Genomic DNA, 14,666 nt, shown 5'->3' on the forward strand with positions numbered 1-14,666 from the left:
GCCAATGGAACATCCTTGGAGAAATGATGACTTTCTTGGCTTTCTAGCAAGACAAAAGCATCGTACAAACGGTGCTAATGTTTAACTTTTTTTAGGACATTTTCAAAATTGCTTGACAGAAAATGATTTACACAAATTTTTGAATATCAGAAGGGACTTGATTATTTTGAATGATTTGAATGATTTTATCCATTTGTTCTGGTTTCACTTGTTTATGTGTTAATTGAGAAATCTTTTGTACAAAATCTCTGATATTTTGTTCATCTTTTAAATCTTTTGTTTGTAAATCATTCGCTAATGAAAGTATATCTTCTTTAGATACATGTGTTTTTTGTGAAACCTTATCCAATAACTTATCTTGTTTATCCAATTCGATCACCCATATTAATATATGCATCACTGAACATTATTGTTCAGCTTTTAAATCTCTTAACATTAAGGAGTGAATCGTTTCCTGCGGTGTAGCATTTTCATATAGAACACGATAAACCGCATCCACAATCGGCACTTCTATACCATAATCATGTGTTGCTACATCATCATGAATGACTTTACACGTACGAATCCCTTCACAGGTTTTGGTATTATGTGCCATAAAATCCAATGCACGATTGCTTTGACCAATTTCCAGTCCCGCCTGAAAGTTACGTGAATGAATAGAAGAACATGTCACCACGAGATCCCCAATACCGGTCAAGCCAAAAAACGTTTCACGATTAGCACCTTTGACTGTTCCATATAGACTCATTTCATAAAGTCCACGTGTAATTAAAGCTGCACGTGTATTATCACCATAGCCCAGCCCCGCAATAATTCCAGAAGCAACAGCAATGACATTTTTATAGGCAGCCCCATATTCTGCACCAATTTCATCTGTTGAAGTATAGACTCTAAAATAATGATTAGAACATAATTTTTGAACATCTTTGGCACAATCTTCATCAAGTGATACAGCACAAACAACAGTCAGCATACGCTCAACAACTTCTTCAGCATGGGATGGACCAATCAAGGAAACAACAGGATGAATCTTGGTACTGTCTAAAACACTTCTGATTGTATCAGACATACGCATATTGGTATTCATATCAAATCCTTTTGCCGCATTAATAATAGTGACAGGTTGTGTCAATAAAGGTTTGACCTGTTCCAGTACCCCTCTGACATATTGTGTTGGAATCGTAATTAAAAGATATTGTGCATCTTTTATAGCATCATTTAAAGATGCACTGGCAACAATACTTTCTTCTAATCTCACATCTTTAAAATACTTATAATTACAATGTCTTATATTAATATCATCAATTTCGCTTTGATCAATACCATATAACATAACTGTATGACCATTATCATTAAAGACCCTTGCTAGTGCTGTAGCCCAGCTTCCTGTTCCTAAAATTGCTATTTTCATCTTAGTCCCTCTTTCTACAAAGAATGTGGATTGGTGTTCCTTCAAAACCAAATGCATCACGTAAACGATTTTCTAAATATCGCTTATAGCTAAAATGTAAATATTGTGGATCATTTGTAAATAAAACAAATGTTGGCGGACAGACACTGACCTGATTGGCATAATAGATTTTTAAACGTCCCCCATTAAATGTTGTGGTTGGATTCATTGTTTGCGCATCAATCAAGACATCATTTAAGACACTTGTCGCAACACGTTTTTGACTATTGGCATAAACCTCCTGAATCATCGGCAACAACAAATGAACACGTTTTTTATCTTTAGCCGATACAAAAATAATAGGAGCATAATCCAAATATTTGAATTGTTCACGAATCTGACTTTCCATTTTTTTCATTGTCTTAGAATCTTTTTCAATCAGATCCCATTTATTGACTACTAAAATAACAGCTTTTCCAGCTTCATGGGCATATCCAGCTACATGTTTATCTTGTTCGATAATTCCTTGATTCCCATCAATAACCATTAAGACAACATCACTTTTTTCTACAGCTGATAAAGCACGTAAAACAGAATACTTTTCAACATTTTCATAAATTTTTCCTTTTTTACGCATTCCTGCTGTATCAACAACACAATACTTCTGTCCATCTTTTTCAAAAGGTGTATCAATAGCATCACGTGTTGTTCCTTCAATATCTGATACAATGACACGTTCTTCACCTAAAATGGCATTCGTTAAAGAAGATTTTCCAACATTTGGTCTTCCAATCACTGAAAAACGAATAACATCATCTTCTTTTTTTTCATCCACAGCAGGCAATTGATGAATAATTTCATCTAAAACATCTCCAATACCAATACCATGACTTCCTGATACTGCAATAGGATCACCAATACCTAAACTATAAAAATCATAAATATTATCTTTAAATTTCTGATCATCTATCTTATTAACAGCTAATACAATTGGTTTTCTTGATTTTTGTAGTAAACGAGCAACGAAAAGATCTTCTTTTGTAACACCTTCACGACCATTGACAACAAATAAAATAATATCTGCTTCTTCTATAGCAATTTCAGCCTGCATTTTGATTTGTTCAGTAAAAGAAGCATTTTCTAATTCAATTCCACCTGTATCAATGATTTTAAAATCACGTGTCAGCCATGATGCATCTGCATAGATACGATCACGTGTAACACCTGGAGTATCTTCAACAATGGAAATGCGTTGACCAACAATACGATTAAAAATTGTTGATTTCCCAACATTCGCTCGTCCTACAATTGCTACAATTCCTTTTCTCATGATTATTCACTCCCTATACTCTCTGTTCTACAAGTTGCATCACTTTTGCAACAACTTCTTCCAATGTCATATCTGATGTATCAATTTCAATGGCATCATCAGCTTTTTTTAAAGGAGAAATAAGACGGTTCATATCTTGTTCATCTCTTAAAGCAATCTCTTTTTGAATGTCTTCTAAATTGGATTCAAGACCTCTTTGCAAGTTCTCTTTATGACGACGTAATGCTCGACATTCAATGCTGGCAACCTGATAAATCTTTAACTCAGCATCTTTTAAAACAACCGTTCCAATATCTCTACCATCTAAAATCACACCGCCACCTTGAGCCATTTGTCGCTGCTTATCAACGAGAAAAGTTCTGACTGCTTCATATTGAGAAACAATACTTGCTCCCATTGACACTTCATTTTCACGAATAGATGATGTGACATCTTCATGATTCAATTGAATCGTTCCATCTGGAAACATTTGAATATCTATATCCTTTAAAAGTGCTGATACACCCTGTTCATCATGGAAATCAATATGATTTAACCAGGCATAATAAGCGACACAACGATACATAGCTCCAGTATCAATATATGTATAATTTAAATTCTTAGCTACCATTTTGGCAATTGTTGACTTTCCAGCAGCAGCTGGACCATCAATAGCAATTGAAATTCTTTTCGTCATATTCTATAACCTCACTTTTCAAAACCAACTGAATTCTTTAAAAAAACAACTGTTTAGCAATAAAGAATGCTAAAACAATAAAGATCACAATAAAAACAATAATCACATAATTTAAAATTGTCACTAATTTACTATCTTTTTCTTCTTCTGTATCTTCTTCTACAATTTGTTCTCTTTGTTTTTTAACTTTCACTTCTTCTTTATGTTTAGTTTTTTCTACTTTTTCTGGTTTTGTTTTTTCAACTTTTTCACGTTTTGTTTTTTTCTTATCTTCCTTCATAAAATCCGCAACAGTCAAACCTTCTTCATATTTCTTTAACTCCTCAGCATCTTCTTCTGGCGACATTGCAGCTAATTTTTCTAATAAAGACATTTTCTTTTGTGGTTCAGCCTTTATTTCCTGTGTTTGAGACGTTTGTGCATGTTGAGGCTGATGTTCCTCAGATTGTTTAATTTTATTTAAAATATCTAAACGTGTATTATATTGTTCTTTACCAACATTCACTTTTGCTTCATTTAAAGCAGATTTAATTTCCTCATTATCAGGCTTTAATGTTTCATATGATAAAGGTTCCATCAATGTATCCTGAATATCTTTCTTTTGATTTTGAGGTAAAAAAGCTAAAAAATCATCTTCTTCATCATCCTGTTCATATGTCATCTGACGATCAATTGCTACCTCTTCTTTCATTTCATCTCTTAATTCTTTATATTTATTAATTCTTGTTTGTTTCTCCATTTCGCATCACCGCCCTCATTATAACATAACTATAAAAAATTATAAAATAAACTTTCAAAATAATTCTATTTAGTATATAATAGGCGTATGAATAGGAGGTAATAAAAATGTATAAAGTTAATGAAAATTGTATTGGTTGTGGTTCTTGCACAGCAGTATGTCCAGAAGTTTTTGATTTAAACGCTGACGGTTTAGCAGAAAACATTCTAGGTGAAGTTCCTGCTGAATTAGAAGAAGCTGCAAAAGAAGCTGCAGCATCTTGCCCAGTTGATGCAATTGTTAATGAATAAGATAAAAAAGAGCTTAAGGCTCTTTTTTTAATGGATAAGAATTCATTTCGTTTTCAATTAAATGTTTTTTCATTTCATTTTGTGGTGGTTTAAAAAAGCTAATTGTATGACATTTATTGCACCATATAAAATGAATACCTTCTAATTCTTTATATTCAATAAAAGGCTCTTTAGCCCCACAGATACCACAAACATTTGTTTTTCCCGGTTCTAAAACAACACTACGCATATTTCATCCTCCTTGCTTTCTATTATAATCACTTCAAATCAGTCTTCAATAAACTTCATCATACAAATAACGACAAAAAAAGATATCTCTTGCAAGATATCCCTTTATTTAACGATTTCTGGCATTTTTCTTAGATAATGCCATCGTCTTTAATTCTTTCACTTCTTGAGGTTTTAACATACGATATTGTCCTGGTCTTAATCCTTTTAAATCAACTGTTCCCACACGTAAACGATGTAATCTTTTAACTGGATGATCAACAGCTTCAAACATTTTCTTAACCTGTCGATTCTTTCCTTCAATCAATTTAATCATTAACATGGTTGTTCCATGTTCTTCATCTTTACCAACAATCTTAATGCGGCAAGGTAAAGTCTTAACTCCTTCAAGATAAATACCTTTTTCTAATTGACGAACAGTCAAACCATTAACCAAACCTTTAACACTTACTTCATAAACCTTTTCTAAATGTGATGAAGGATGCATCATTAAATTTGCAAACTCTCCATCATTCGTCATCAACAATAAACCAGATGTATCATAATCCAATCTTCCCACTGGATAAATACGTTCCTTCACATCAGGCAAATAATCAATAACCGTTTTTCTTCCCAGTTCATCACTTAATGAACAAATACATCCCTTAGGTTTATAAAATACATAATAAACTTTATTTTCACTTTGAAGAGCCTTTCCGTCAATCATGATCAAATCTCCTTTTTTGACTTTAAAGCCCAACTCACTTACGACTTCACCATTGACTTCGACTCTCCCTTGACGAATAAGATCTTCAGCTTTTCTTCTTGAAGTATACCCACTCGCTGCAATTGCTTTTTGTAGTCTTTCCACAGTATCACGTCCTTTCCCTATCATTATACATAGTTTATCAAATTATACAAACATTTTTAAATAAATCATAATCGCAAATATGACAGACAAAAAATCAATCGTTAAACCTACAGGTAAAGCATAACGGGTTTTCTTCATATGAATAGAAGAAAAATAAAGTGTCACAACATAAAATGTTGTATCACTGCCACTTTGAATAAGTGTTGCCAGTAAACTTAAAGGATGATCAACACCAAACATTTCATAAAACGAATAGAGATACGATAATGAAGCATTGGCACTGACAGGTCTTAACAAACCGAGTACAAGTATATCAATAGGAATCTGTAAAAATTGTAACACTGGCTGAAAAAGATGACTCAAAAGTTCAATAGTTCCACTACTTTGAAGTAATTGTACAAAAACCATAAATGCCATTAATGTTGTAAAAAGTGTCTGAAATAATGTCAAAGCGCCTTTGACACCTTCAATAAACAAATCAAATAAAGGATAATGTTTGATTAAACCATCAATAAAGACACAGAGTAATAAAATAAAAACAATCTTATTCATGATCAATCACCCTTTGTATAATCAATCCAATGATAATAATTGTAATACCAATAACTAACATATATGGATAAAATGCATAAATATCCTGTGAGCCCATTTGTTTTCTGATCATAAATAATGTTGATGGAAATAAACATAATCCTGCTGTATTGATAATCACTAAACTCAGCATTTCACGACTTGGACGTTGTGGATGAGGATTGTATTCCTGAAGTTTTTGAAAAGCTTTAATACCACTCAAAGTCGCAAGTGTTCCTAAACCTAAAAGATTTGCAATCACATTAGAAGAGAGATAAGTATAAACATCATCATGTTTCATGACTGGTCCATAAATGACACGAAACAATGGTTTAAAAATAATTGAAAAATAATTCATGAATCCTGTTTTTTGAATAATGTTTAAAAAACCACCCCACAAACAAGCGGCTAATAAGACATTTAAAAGTAAATCCCATACCATAAATGGTGTATCCATTAAAGCTGTCATCATGGCTTCTTCCTGATGACGACATAAACCAATCAACAAAAAGGCAACAACGCTCCATTTCCAGATTCTAGCCATTCATGCATTCTCCAAACAACATCCATGCATATTGAAAAATCATTTGTAAAGCATTTTGCTGATTGACTTCATAAATGGGATTTTCATTTACATAAACTTTTAATATATCACCCTGTGATTGCAGCGATACATTTTGACTTTCCTGTCCACAATAATAAAGATCCTGATCAATGAGAAATGAATGACCGTGATACTGATAGATTCCTTTAGATAAAACCAGTACATTTTGATATTTTTGAAAACATTCTTCATACTTTTTTTGATGAAATTCAAAATCATTTCCACAATTAAATGTCACAATAACTAAAGAAACATCATCTTTAATTGCACGTGTGACTAAAGTACGTTTTGCTTTTTTGGTATATCCTGTTTTTCCTCCAACACAATACTCATATTCTTCCAGCAATCTGTTTTTGTTATGCCATGTTCCCCCACCATCTTCACGTTTATAAGTTTCTTTCATGACAATATCATTGAAAATAGGATTTTGACTACAATAAGACATAAGCAAAGCCATATCATAAACACTGGACTGATTTCCATCATCTTCTTCATCCAAACCAGTGGGATTAGAAAAATGTGTATCTGTCATATGAAGTTCCTGAGCTTTTTGATTCATCATTTCAACAAAGTGTTCAATACTTCCACCAACATTTTTTGCAATCACATTAGCTGCATCATTTCCACTTCTCAATAATAAACCATGCAATAAATCTCTTAAATTAATGCGGTCACCTATATGTATATAGATGCCACTTCCCCATGCTTCATTAACTTCTTCACCAATCTCATATTCATCATCCAGTTGTCCATTTTCAATCGCAACAATCGCTGTCATAATCTTAGATATGGAAGCAACACTCTGGACTTCATGAATATTTTTTCCTTCTAATACATTGTGTTGAGTACTTTCCATCACAATATATGATTGACCTTGAAAATCAACGGCATGTACATTGACTATACATAATAAAAAGCACAAAAAAAACATGATTTTTTTCATAGTATCACCTATAAATACTATATGAAAAAGAATACATGTTATGATTTTTTCTTCCATTCTGGATGTGTACGAATATATACAATGGTTTGATCTAAGCCATGATCATGAAGATAATGTAAAAGATGTTCTAAAAAAGCACGTGTATCAGGGTGCATAATATAAGAATATTTTCCCCTTTCATAATAAGCGAGTGGAAATGTATCTTGATATTTATCACCTTGATAAGTCTGACTGGCTGCTATACGATCACAAAACATTTCTAAAACATAGCGTGTCGGCATTTTGGCAGGCTGCAGACCATTGCGTGTAAAATCGACCCAAAATTCCCAATGATGTTTATTTCTTCCCTTGTGATGTAACCAGGCTAAAGAATAACCTTTGTCACGACGTTCTACAGAATTTGGCGATTTATCCCCTTGGTAATACTTGATTCCTGTAGAAAATTCACACCATGAATATTTTGACATATCATGTAGTAGACCCTGTTTATATAAACCAATACGAAAGCATAGTTTCATGACTTTCCATTTATGTTTTGTTATTGTTTTGAAATGGCCTAAAGCTTTCATCGAATCACCCATATTTAGTATACAATGTTTTATATTTGAAGTAAATCTCTTTATTTTTTTTCAAACGGTGTTATAATGTAGTCGATGTGTAAGAGGAGGTTTGAGAGATGTCAATTAAAGTTGATGTTCGTACAAATATTAATGATTATGAATTAACACTTGAAAAATGCTCTGAAATTATTACATTATTACAAGATACATATCAGAATATTAGAAATGATATGTATGCTCGCTTTTTAAGCATTCGTATTTTAATCAAAACATTATCTATTGTTGCATGTTTGATTGTTTTATATTTATTAACACATAGTGCATTTTTCTTATATTCTACCCCTATCTTTATGGTTGTAGCATTAATATTTGCGATAGTGAGTGCTGAATATATTACGACACAAACACGTAAACAAATTGTTATACAATTAAAGCATTACACAAAAGCACGTGAACAATTATTGCAATACGAAAAAATCAAGTTATAATGACTTGATTTTTTTATTATACAGTTTACTATAAACCATCATTATTCTATTTTTATAATTGAACTTATGATCAACTTTTATCATTTATCACAAATCTTTATTAATTTACCTAATGTCATTTCGACATATTCTACATACCCTTTTATATCTTATCTATTTATAGCTTTCTTTGTAAATAGATCATATCTATCAATTGAATACCCTGCTCATATATAGGATGGTCATAATGGTCTATAAAAAAATTTTGAATACTATGTGAACGGATAAAACCACATTTTTCATAAAAAGGAATTGTCAAAGGACTATCTCCTGTACCAACCTGTAAAACAGAATATTTTTCTTTATATTTTTCAACAATAAATTCTATCAAAATACGCCCATATCCTTTTCCCTGTGCTTCTGGCTGAGTTGCTATATTTTTGATTTCAAGAATTCCATGACCTTCATCAGTCACAACACATTCACATTGAATACCATCATCATCTAATACATACATTGTTCCACGTTCAAGATACTGATCTATCATATCTTCCTGTTCATCAGCCAAAAGCAACAATGAAAGAAATTGTTTTTTATTTTTCTTAATTTCTTTAATTTCCATATCAACACACCTCTGTATTTTGATGCTCATTCTTCTAAACTTATATGAAAATATTTTTGAATCCATACCATTCATGAATAAAACAATGATTTGACTATATATTATTCATTATGGCTTTGTATTAAATATTCTTGTATTTGTGATGCTAAAGAAACTGAACGCTCAACAATATGATGCGTCATGCTTTCCTGATTTTCAAAATCTATGTTTGTTTCTAAAACAATTTCTACAATGGAATATTCAGGCATTATTTTTTGATTATGATTCCATTTTGTTTTCTGTAATATTTTCCAGTATTTTCTTTGAATATCTGCATTTTGTCCCATTAACCATAATTCAAAATTGAAGTTTTTCATGATTTAATACAATTCCAAACCTTAGTTTTTGATCTCTTAAATACTGATTAAAAAAAGCAAAATAAGTATAATCTAAATATCCAAATGAGATATTTCCTGTATTATAATCTTTAGGAAATTTTGATTTTAATTGTCCAACATATTGAATCAAAGTCAAATAAGCAGTTTGTATATATCCTTGATTTAACTGTTCTTTATATATTTCCAAACATTTTTGAATATCCTTTTTCATTAAAAGATTCTCCATTCTTTCATATTTTTTATTTGATAACTATTTATGTCATTCTATGTGCTGTTATAATTGTATAACTCAATGAATTGATAGTGATCTTGATTTGATCAACCTCACAATACCAATTTTTACCATGTTTATAAATATGAGAATTTTTGTCTAAAATCTTATTACGACAGTACGCCACAACATCTTGTGTATCAAGTTTTAAGTTTCTTTTTATTCTTTCTATTCCTAATTCTGTCGTATGAATCTTATCAATATGATCAAGCAATACTTTTTTATCTTCCATCACTTTTTCTCCATCAATACCTACTTATTTCATAAGTTTTTCTAATACTTTTCTGACATTATGAGCAGCATCTTCCTGGATTTCAATAATTCTTGCCCCTCGACTTTTCGCAACTTCTCTTAAATCAACCGCAATCGCTGTATGATAAGAACACCCAATCACCAAAAAGATATCATCTGGTGTTAAATCATATACCATTTCATAAGCTTTTTGGTAATTTGGTGCAGGATCTCCATATAATACAGGTTTATTATATAATGACCAGGCAATAGACATTTCATCATCGTCAGGTAAACCACCATGCATTTCTAAAGCATCACTGCCAGCAAGTTTATGTAAACCATCAATATTCATGGTAATGACTGGAATATGATACTGAGCTAAGGCATAATGGGCATCATTAGGTTTCGCTCCATTCATATTGGCTTTCAGTTGTCTAATGACTTCGTTATATTCTTCATGATGCGTATTTGCATAATCTCTAAATAATTTTTCTCTAATATCAGGTCTTTCCATAAATGTGGATATGTGTTAAGGATGAATTAAATATAATCTTTCTCAACTTTCATTTTTTCAACAGGTAAACAAGGTGTAGCATATTGTTTATCAAATAAGACAATGTTTTTTCCCATATCATAAACTGTACTTTTATATATAATACCATCATAGCCAAGAGATTGAAAATATTGAGCAAGACATTGAAATGGTAGATATTTTGTTTTCTTATCCGCTTTTTCAACTGGTTTAAATATTTCTTCATTTATCATTTTTGTAAATAAAAGTAACAACTGTTTTGATATATGTTTTTTTAAATTATTTTTTAACTTTCTATTATCATAATGAGCTTTAATTTTATTTCCAATATTTTTGATTTCATTTTCGATATCATTATAAGTTAAATCGTTTGCAATCGTTAAATCAACTACCAACTTATCTTTTATTGTATCAGCAATTTCAAACTCACACATCGCATATATATTATTTTTTTCAGCTTTACATTCATATAAACAACAATTTCTAGCAATCGTGTGATCTTCATCTTTTGACATTGCTAAATATAACCATTCAACCCCTTCTGGACTAAATCGATTAGATTCAGATATATATTCTTTATTTGGCAACATTCTTTCAGCTTGGATTAACGAATCTTTTTCATTATCACTCAATTTTGATGCTCTATAAAAACAAGAATTTGATATGTCTTCTAAAGAAACAAACATATATTTCTCATTGTTTTTGAACATATCATCATATTGTTTTAAAAAAACTGCATTCAACATTTTTGATACATTCATACATTCATCTTTATGTTCAAGTAAATAATCTGTAAAACATTGCCATTGTTTTCTCATCTCAGCTTCTGCATTTTCTCTTCCTAAAAAATCTATAACATCATTCATATTTCCTTTCCCTTCCAAATTTCACATAAATATATTTGTACATAAACTATAGATACAATTTATCTTAATTATATTTTATACTATTGAAAATAATTTAATTAATGAATTAATTAATGTAATCACTGCAGCACTCCCACTACAAAAACCTTTTAAAGCAACTAGAAAACCTTTTTTTGGCTTATTGTTTTCTTTGATATCTTTTTCTATTTGATTCAATACATCTAAAACATCAGAATCAATTTTAGAATTTTCTTCTAACAAAGTGCTTTTAATTGTAGCAACAATTTCTAAAGCTTGTTTTACTGTCCCTTCATTTATTTCTACATTATTAGAAACTGCTCCTCCAACAGTTTGAGCAACAACAACTGTTGAATAATTTGCTGTTATACCACCTGAATTAATTGGTTCATTCTTTTTTTCATCACAAATAGCTTTGTCATAACAATTTCTTAAGTAATCTCCAATAAAATCAATTAAAGGATCAATAATATGATTAATAAATTTTGACATTTCATCGTTCACTGTTGACTTAAAACTTGTATACCAATGAGTACCATATAGCCTAGTAAAATCCCCATCATATTTTTCTATTGCATACTTTAGTAATTGATATTCAAAAGATATTTCCTCATCAATCTCTGGACTCACATTAAATGGTGCTGTTAATTCTCTTGATGAAATAATTTCTTCAATGTCAAATGAATGCTTGTTATGATTTTCTATAAACTCTTTGATTATTGGTTCATTATCCACCAATTTAATAAACCTTTTTAAATTAGCGTCACATTGAGAATAATCAGTTCGACTTAATCTGCGTGCTACATTTCTAAAATTTGAAGAAATATCTTGTATTTCTTGACTAGTATATTTCATTACTTAACAATCCTCCCACAATATGGACAATAAAAGCCCGCTACTATATCCGAAGGCATTAATGCCATCTTTTTATTGCAACAATTTATTATAATTTGATGCATATCATAATCTTTATTTTTTAAAATAATACTTCGATCAACTCTTTTTACTGGATTAGTTTTTACTTTTATATATTTTGAGTTAAAACCCTTGAAAGCATCCGATATCATTTGTTCAGCTTCCATCAAAGCAATTTTTTTCGCTTCTTCTACAACTTCTTCCGGCCAAAATGTATTTAATTGCTCAGATATACCACATACAGGACAACAAATGTCTTTCCCTTCTAACTCTTCATTTAAATATTCACATTCAACTTTAAACCTTGACTTACACCTTACACACTGTAATGTAACAAGACCATCCTCATCAGCTTCTAGTGTTGCTTTACCAATGGTTTTAGACATACAAACACATCCTTTTCACAATTTTCTATAAAATTCACTTATTCAACTCTTTTAAAATTTTTCTAACATTATGAGCAGCGTCTTCCTGTATTTCAATAATTCTTGCTCCTCTAGATTTAGCAACTTCTCTTAAATCACAAGCAATAGCTGTATGATATGAGCAACCAATCACTATAAATACATCATCTGGTGTTAAATCATAAACCATTTCATAAGCTTTTTGATAATTCGGTGCAGGGTCACCATATAAAACAGGTTTATTGTATAAAGACCAAGCTTTGCCCATTTCATCATCCTCAGGCAATCCACCATGAAGTTCTAAAGCATCGCTTCCAGCGAGTTTATGTAAACCATCAATATTCATCGTAATAACAGGAATTTGATATTCTGCTAAAGCATAATGCGCATCATTTGGTTTGGCTCCATTCATATTAGCCTTGAGTTGTTTTATAACCTCATTGTACTCTTCATGATGCGTGTTCGCATAACTTCGAAATAGTTTTTCTCTAATGTCTGGGCGCTCCATAAAAGTTGGGATTTGGCTCTGACGACTGATCCCCGCCCCAGTAAATGCTAGTATTTTCATAAAATCAACTCCTTTATTGTTCTATGTATATATAAGAAATTTTAATATTTACTTTATTTATTTCAAATCCTTTAACAATATCTATATCTGCCTTATTTCTTTGATCAAACACAATAACATATTCTCTTAATGCATTATCTTTAACTGCAATTGTTTTTCCAATACCATAAAGTAAAATATCATATAAATATGCATTTTCAGACACATAATAATCGACAAAATTATCTTTATTATAGTCTTGATCTTTTCGAAAAAGTGACCAATGGTCGCTTTTTAATTTTTCCCAAGAATCAATTAATAGATAACTATTAGTGATTCTTTTTTTATACGCCATTGCTTCAAAATGCATTGAGTTATTAAATATTATACTAGGATAGTGTGGACTTAATTGAATAGCATAATTATTTAAATATAAATCACACAAATAAATAAGTGTACTTTTTGAATGCGTATGTAATAACGAGTTTTCATTGTCCTTATATAAAATATCGTACAAAATATGCTGTTTATCTCTTTGTTCATATTTTGACAATTTTTCTAATACGGATTTAGATACTGTTTGAATACGATCATTTTTGATATCAATAATGTTTTGATACGACAATCCTGTTTGTTTAGCGAGCTCCATATAAGATAAGCCCGTTTTTTCTTTTAATTCAATAATATAGTTTGTTATAGACATAATCATCACCTATTCGTAATTATACTATATTTGCAAATAAAAATAAACAATCTATCATATATATGATATTTACATATTTATGTATTGCAATTATCATAAAATATGATATTATATGGTTACAATGATATTTGCTTTTATAATTATTGCAAATATCATATAAAGGAGGTGAATGTATGGAGCAGTTTAAACGATTTATTTCTTATCAAGAGCTAGCAGATGCCATTGGATGCAGTTATCAACAAATTCAAAAAGTTCATGCTAAAAGAATTATTGAATTATTTGATATCGATGTCTCTCGATTACCTAAGAGTGGTGTTCTTCCTCTTGAATGTTGTTATCAATATTTCGATGTAACTACACCAATAAATAAAAATACTCATTAGACCACTCGCCAAAGTTACCTAATGAGTATTAACACCGAAAGGATTATTTTGTTATTGCCTTTCTTGGCTATTATAACAAATATCATTCTTTCAAGCAAATATTAGAAAGGATTGAATTATATGAAAAACACAAATAATTTCACAATA

At 30.6% G+C, this 14,666-nt stretch carries 24 protein-coding genes; 3 read left to right on the forward strand and 21 right to left on the reverse strand.

Features of this window, described 5'->3' with window-relative positions; all coding sequences use genetic code 11:
• Positions 1-127: 127 nt before the first annotated feature.
• Genes B5G32_RS09250 through B5G32_RS09275 form a run of 5 tightly spaced genes read right to left on the reverse strand, consistent with a single transcriptional unit; the run spans position 128 to position 4,135 of the window.
• Complete coding sequence (locus tag B5G32_RS09250) at positions 128-370, reverse strand: stage VI sporulation protein F (RefSeq protein WP_087244182.1); 243 nt, start codon at positions 368-370, stop codon at positions 128-130.
• 36 nt (positions 371-406) lie between these two features.
• On the reverse strand, positions 407-1,411 hold the full coding sequence (locus B5G32_RS09255; protein WP_087244181.1) for an NAD(P)H-dependent glycerol-3-phosphate dehydrogenase: 1,005 nt from the start codon (positions 1,409-1,411) through the stop codon (positions 407-409).
• A gap of 1 nt (position 1,412) precedes the next feature.
• On the reverse strand, positions 1,413-2,720 hold the full coding sequence (gene der, locus B5G32_RS09260; protein ID WP_087244180.1) for a ribosome biogenesis GTPase Der: 1,308 nt from the start codon (positions 2,718-2,720) through the stop codon (positions 1,413-1,415).
• 13 nt (positions 2,721-2,733) lie between these two features.
• Positions 2,734-3,396, reverse strand: coding sequence for a (d)CMP kinase (gene cmk, locus B5G32_RS09265; protein ID WP_087244179.1), 663 nt, complete (start codon positions 3,394-3,396; stop codon positions 2,734-2,736).
• Positions 3,397-3,433: 37 nt separating this feature from the next.
• The gene (locus B5G32_RS09275) at positions 3,434-4,135 is read right to left on the reverse strand and encodes a hypothetical protein (protein WP_129737908.1); all 702 of its coding nucleotides are present in this window, start codon (positions 4,133-4,135) and stop codon (positions 3,434-3,436) included.
• A gap of 107 nt (positions 4,136-4,242) precedes the next feature.
• Here B5G32_RS09275 and B5G32_RS09280 point away from each other — a divergent pair, with 107 nt between their 5' ends.
• Positions 4,243-4,425, forward strand: coding sequence for a ferredoxin (locus B5G32_RS09280; RefSeq protein WP_087244178.1), 183 nt, complete (start codon positions 4,243-4,245; stop codon positions 4,423-4,425).
• A gap of 13 nt (positions 4,426-4,438) precedes the next feature.
• On the opposite strand, the gene B5G32_RS09285 is transcribed toward B5G32_RS09280, so the two are convergent.
• The 6 genes from B5G32_RS09285 to B5G32_RS09310 all read right to left on the reverse strand — a co-directional run bounded on the left by B5G32_RS09285 (position 4,439) and on the right by B5G32_RS09310 (position 8,189).
• A complete protein-coding gene (locus tag B5G32_RS09285) occupies positions 4,439-4,654 on the reverse strand; it encodes a hypothetical protein (RefSeq protein ID WP_087244177.1) in 216 nt (71 codons plus the stop codon).
• A gap of 108 nt (positions 4,655-4,762) precedes the next feature.
• Complete coding sequence (locus B5G32_RS09290; RefSeq protein WP_087244176.1) at positions 4,763-5,503, reverse strand: pseudouridine synthase; 741 nt, start codon at positions 5,501-5,503, stop codon at positions 4,763-4,765.
• A gap of 42 nt (positions 5,504-5,545) precedes the next feature.
• Positions 5,546-6,055: a spore maturation protein B gene (locus B5G32_RS09295; protein ID WP_087936474.1), complete on the reverse strand. Its 510-nt coding sequence runs from the start codon at positions 6,053-6,055 to the stop codon at positions 5,546-5,548.
• The gene (locus B5G32_RS09300; RefSeq protein WP_087936475.1) at positions 6,048-6,617 is read right to left on the reverse strand and encodes a hypothetical protein; all 570 of its coding nucleotides are present in this window, start codon (positions 6,615-6,617) and stop codon (positions 6,048-6,050) included. The genes B5G32_RS09295 and B5G32_RS09300 overlap by 8 nt, the downstream gene beginning before the upstream one ends.
• Entirely contained in the window at positions 6,610-7,620 is a 1,011-nt protein-coding gene (locus B5G32_RS09305) for a D-alanyl-D-alanine carboxypeptidase family protein (RefSeq protein WP_087244173.1), read from the reverse strand. The genes B5G32_RS09300 and B5G32_RS09305 overlap by 8 nt, the downstream gene beginning before the upstream one ends.
• Before the next feature lie 38 nt (positions 7,621-7,658).
• Positions 7,659-8,189, reverse strand: coding sequence for a DUF5662 family protein (locus tag B5G32_RS09310; protein WP_087244172.1), 531 nt, complete (start codon positions 8,187-8,189; stop codon positions 7,659-7,661).
• Positions 8,190-8,296: 107 nt separating this feature from the next.
• Between B5G32_RS09310 and B5G32_RS09315 the strand changes: the two genes are divergently transcribed.
• Positions 8,297-8,668, forward strand: coding sequence for a hypothetical protein (locus B5G32_RS09315; RefSeq protein ID WP_087244171.1), 372 nt, complete (start codon positions 8,297-8,299; stop codon positions 8,666-8,668).
• Positions 8,669-8,825: 157 nt separating this feature from the next.
• Here B5G32_RS09315 and B5G32_RS09320 read toward each other — a convergent pair whose 3' ends face one another.
• The 10 genes from B5G32_RS09320 to B5G32_RS09360 all read right to left on the reverse strand — a co-directional run bounded on the left by B5G32_RS09320 (position 8,826) and on the right by B5G32_RS09360 (position 14,136).
• Complete coding sequence (locus tag B5G32_RS09320) at positions 8,826-9,269, reverse strand: GNAT family N-acetyltransferase (protein ID WP_087936476.1); 444 nt, start codon at positions 9,267-9,269, stop codon at positions 8,826-8,828.
• Between the two features lie 101 nt (positions 9,270-9,370).
• On the reverse strand, positions 9,371-9,625 hold the full coding sequence (locus B5G32_RS13975; RefSeq protein ID WP_204209696.1) for a DUF7000 family protein: 255 nt from the start codon (positions 9,623-9,625) through the stop codon (positions 9,371-9,373).
• Positions 9,606-9,857: a DUF7000 family protein gene (locus tag B5G32_RS13980; RefSeq protein ID WP_087297591.1), complete on the reverse strand. Its 252-nt coding sequence runs from the start codon at positions 9,855-9,857 to the stop codon at positions 9,606-9,608. Before B5G32_RS13980 ends, B5G32_RS13975 begins: the two co-directional genes overlap by 20 nt.
• Positions 9,858-9,900: 43 nt before the next feature.
• Positions 9,901-10,149 carry a DUF3781 domain-containing protein gene (locus tag B5G32_RS09330; RefSeq protein WP_087936477.1) on the reverse strand — a complete coding sequence of 83 codons (249 nt, stop codon included), beginning with the start codon at positions 10,147-10,149 and terminating at the stop codon, positions 9,901-9,903.
• Between the two features lie 24 nt (positions 10,150-10,173).
• Positions 10,174-10,665 (reverse strand): Sir2 family NAD-dependent protein deacetylase, encoded by a 492-nt coding sequence (locus tag B5G32_RS09335; protein ID WP_087936478.1) that lies wholly within the window; start codon positions 10,663-10,665, stop codon positions 10,174-10,176.
• Positions 10,666-10,691: 26 nt separating this feature from the next.
• Positions 10,692-11,549, reverse strand: coding sequence for an RES family NAD+ phosphorylase (locus B5G32_RS09340; RefSeq protein ID WP_087936479.1), 858 nt, complete (start codon positions 11,547-11,549; stop codon positions 10,692-10,694).
• Between the two features lie 75 nt (positions 11,550-11,624).
• Positions 11,625-12,422 carry a hypothetical protein gene (locus B5G32_RS09345; RefSeq protein WP_087936480.1) on the reverse strand — a complete coding sequence of 266 codons (798 nt, stop codon included), beginning with the start codon at positions 12,420-12,422 and terminating at the stop codon, positions 11,625-11,627.
• Positions 12,422-12,868 carry a hypothetical protein gene (locus tag B5G32_RS09350; protein WP_087936481.1) on the reverse strand — a complete coding sequence of 149 codons (447 nt, stop codon included), beginning with the start codon at positions 12,866-12,868 and terminating at the stop codon, positions 12,422-12,424. Before B5G32_RS09350 ends, B5G32_RS09345 begins: the two co-directional genes overlap by 1 nt.
• Positions 12,869-12,902: 34 nt before the next feature.
• Positions 12,903-13,454, reverse strand: a complete 552-nt coding sequence (locus tag B5G32_RS09355) for a Sir2 family NAD-dependent protein deacetylase (RefSeq protein WP_087936482.1) — start codon at positions 13,452-13,454, stop codon at positions 12,903-12,905.
• A gap of 13 nt (positions 13,455-13,467) precedes the next feature.
• Positions 13,468-14,136, reverse strand: coding sequence for a helix-turn-helix domain-containing protein (locus B5G32_RS09360; protein ID WP_087936483.1), 669 nt, complete (start codon positions 14,134-14,136; stop codon positions 13,468-13,470).
• Between the two features lie 173 nt (positions 14,137-14,309).
• On the opposite strand from B5G32_RS09360, the gene B5G32_RS09365 reads away from it, so the two are divergent.
• The gene (locus B5G32_RS09365; protein ID WP_087936484.1) at positions 14,310-14,519 is read left to right on the forward strand and encodes a hypothetical protein; all 210 of its coding nucleotides are present in this window, start codon (positions 14,310-14,312) and stop codon (positions 14,517-14,519) included.
• The last annotated feature ends 147 nt before the right edge of the window (positions 14,520-14,666 follow it).

This window comes from Massilimicrobiota sp. An80, assembly GCF_002159255.1.
GTDB lineage: Bacteria > Bacillota_I > Bacilli_A > Erysipelotrichales > Coprobacillaceae > Allocoprobacillus > Allocoprobacillus merdigallinarum.